At 28.0% G+C, this 2362-nt stretch carries 1 protein-coding gene and 1 pseudogene; both read right to left on the reverse strand.

What is annotated here, in order from left to right; all coding sequences use genetic code 11:
- The coding region (locus tag F811_RS0100250; protein ID WP_020003319.1) for a DDE-type integrase/transposase/recombinase at positions 1-1721 on the reverse strand (1721 nt) is incomplete at its 3' end.
- 104 nt (positions 1722-1825) lie between these two features.
- Positions 1826-2362: pseudogene (locus F811_RS16610) on the reverse strand (hypothetical protein); the annotation flags it as partial.

The following is a 2362-nucleotide window of genomic DNA, read 5'->3' on the forward strand; positions in this document are numbered from 1 at the left end:
TAAATTATATTTTCATTCTCCTTATTTTCTTTATTTTTCCAAAAGGATATTATTTCATCTGCATAGCTATATGGTATTCCGTCAGTATAATCTTTCTTTAATTCCTCAGCTAAATCATCTGGAACATATCCTAATCCCGATTTTACTTTTTCCATTACTTCAACATACGATAATAAAATCTCTCTATTATCATTTTTATCTAAATTAATTTTTTCTCCTTCTTTTTGATAAATAAACTTAATATCTGGCTGTATTAGAGAATGAGATTTTAATATTTCCTGTTTTTTTATTTCTTCAGAAATATTTTCTATTTCTTTAATATCATTCTCATTTTCAGTTAATTTTGTCTGTTTATATTCTTTACCAATTACTGCTGCATTTATGTCGAAACCAGCCTCATCAATTTCTATAGGTTCTATCTCATAGCTTAATTCTTCAGATTCTCCATATTCATTTTTTCTATTAAACCAAATTATTGCTTTATATTTATCTCCAAATAATACTGCTTGAGCATTTATTTCATCTCCTTTTTCAACTCCTAAATTGATTAAACTATAATATAGAGTTCTTTTTGCTTTAGCATGATACATACTGATAGTCAAATCACTTTTTACTTTTCTTTTTAACACTCCTGCAGAAAATATTTGTTTGCATACTTCTATATCTGGAAGTTCTCTTAATTGTTCTAATGTAATTTTTTGCCATAACAAATATCTGCTGTTTATAATTTGCCCCATTCTTTTTATTTTCATTTTTGTATTATATTCAACACAAAATCGCTCCGCAGCTTCATTTAATTCTTCTATACTTGATATAGCTTCAAGTCTGAAAAGACATTCAAAATGAGTTTCTATCAAATTGTTTGCATTCTCTACCTGTCCTTTAGCCCTTGAATTGCCTGTAGAATGAGCTATTGTTTTTACTTTCAAACTTCTTAAAGCATTGGCTACAGATTTTGAAGTATTAGCAGAACCTTTATCCCATACAAGTATTTCAGGTACTCCATGAAATGCATAATCTTCTCTTTCTTTTTTACTCCAAGCATAAAGCAAAAAATCATAAAGATATTCTGCTGTTTCTCCATAAGCAGCATAATATCTTAAACATATACTGCCTGAATAATGATCCGTTAAAACGTATCTTAAACATTTTTTTCTCCTTATCTTTTTTCCTTTTTTATCTTTAGCATCATTGAAGAAATCTTTATTTTTGTAATATTCACTATCTTCAATAATTTTCATTTTACTTTTACCGTCTTCTGATTCTGGAGCAAAATATATTAAAGCTACACTTGGATCTACTTGATGTACTTGATTAGGATATTCACTTCTAAGCCTTATATTATGACTATCTTTTTTTAATCTGTCTGCATCTATTTTTGAATCTTTCAATATCTCTCTCATTCTGCTTGTTTTTATATTAATATCATAACCGTTTCTTTTTAGCATATCCAAAGCAACATTTACAGGCATAGTTTTTTTACCATTTTCTCTTATTCCAGTCTTTACTAAAGAAGCTACAATTTTTATGGTATTATCATCTATATTTTTTTTGCCTATATCTTTTCTTTTAGCTCTTTTAGAATCATATCCATTCTTTTTCAACTCTTTATAGCAAAAACTTACAGAACGCCCAATAATTCGTGAATATTCTTCAACTATCTTTTTACGTTCTTTTGCAGTTTTAGTTTCCTGCATTTTTAATACCCATTCGTTTATCATTATTGCTATGTTCGCCTACGCCTATAAGTATCTGACAAACAAGTTTGTCAGATGGCTCGGCTCACTTCTCCTTTATTGCTATGTTCGCCTTACGAGTTTTATTTTTAATCTATATAATATCTTTTTTCATCTTTCATATTATCACCGTAATTTTTTATAATACCAAGTTCAAGCTGTTCTTCTCTTGAATATACATGAGGGTTATCATATATATCATAAAAATTTTGTCTTTCTTTTTCTAAATTGGCAAAAGCATTTGAAAATCTTTCCTGAAACTCTTCAATAATTACAAGATTGATTCCTTCTATAGATTGTACTGCATTCATCATTTGTTTTAATGAGAAAAAATCCATCTCAATACTTGCTATCTTTTTTAAGAAATCTTTAGATATTTCTTCGCATTTTTCCTGAGCTAACCTTTCAGCACTTATTGGATCTAAACCTCTAATTTGTCTTTCAAGCTCATTATTTTTTTCTTCTTTTTGTTTTATTACATTTTCAAGAGCTTCTCTATCCTGTTTATTTTTTTCTTTAGCTTCTCTCAAATTTTTCTTTAACTCCCGTACTGACATTTTATCTATTTCATCAAAAGTCATTCCGAATATTTGATTAGTATCTTCAAGCTCTTTTACTTCTTCATC

The sequence above is a fragment of the Brachyspira innocens ATCC 29796 genome, from assembly GCF_000384655.1.
Taxonomy (GTDB): domain Bacteria; phylum Spirochaetota; class Brachyspiria; order Brachyspirales; family Brachyspiraceae; genus Brachyspira; species Brachyspira innocens.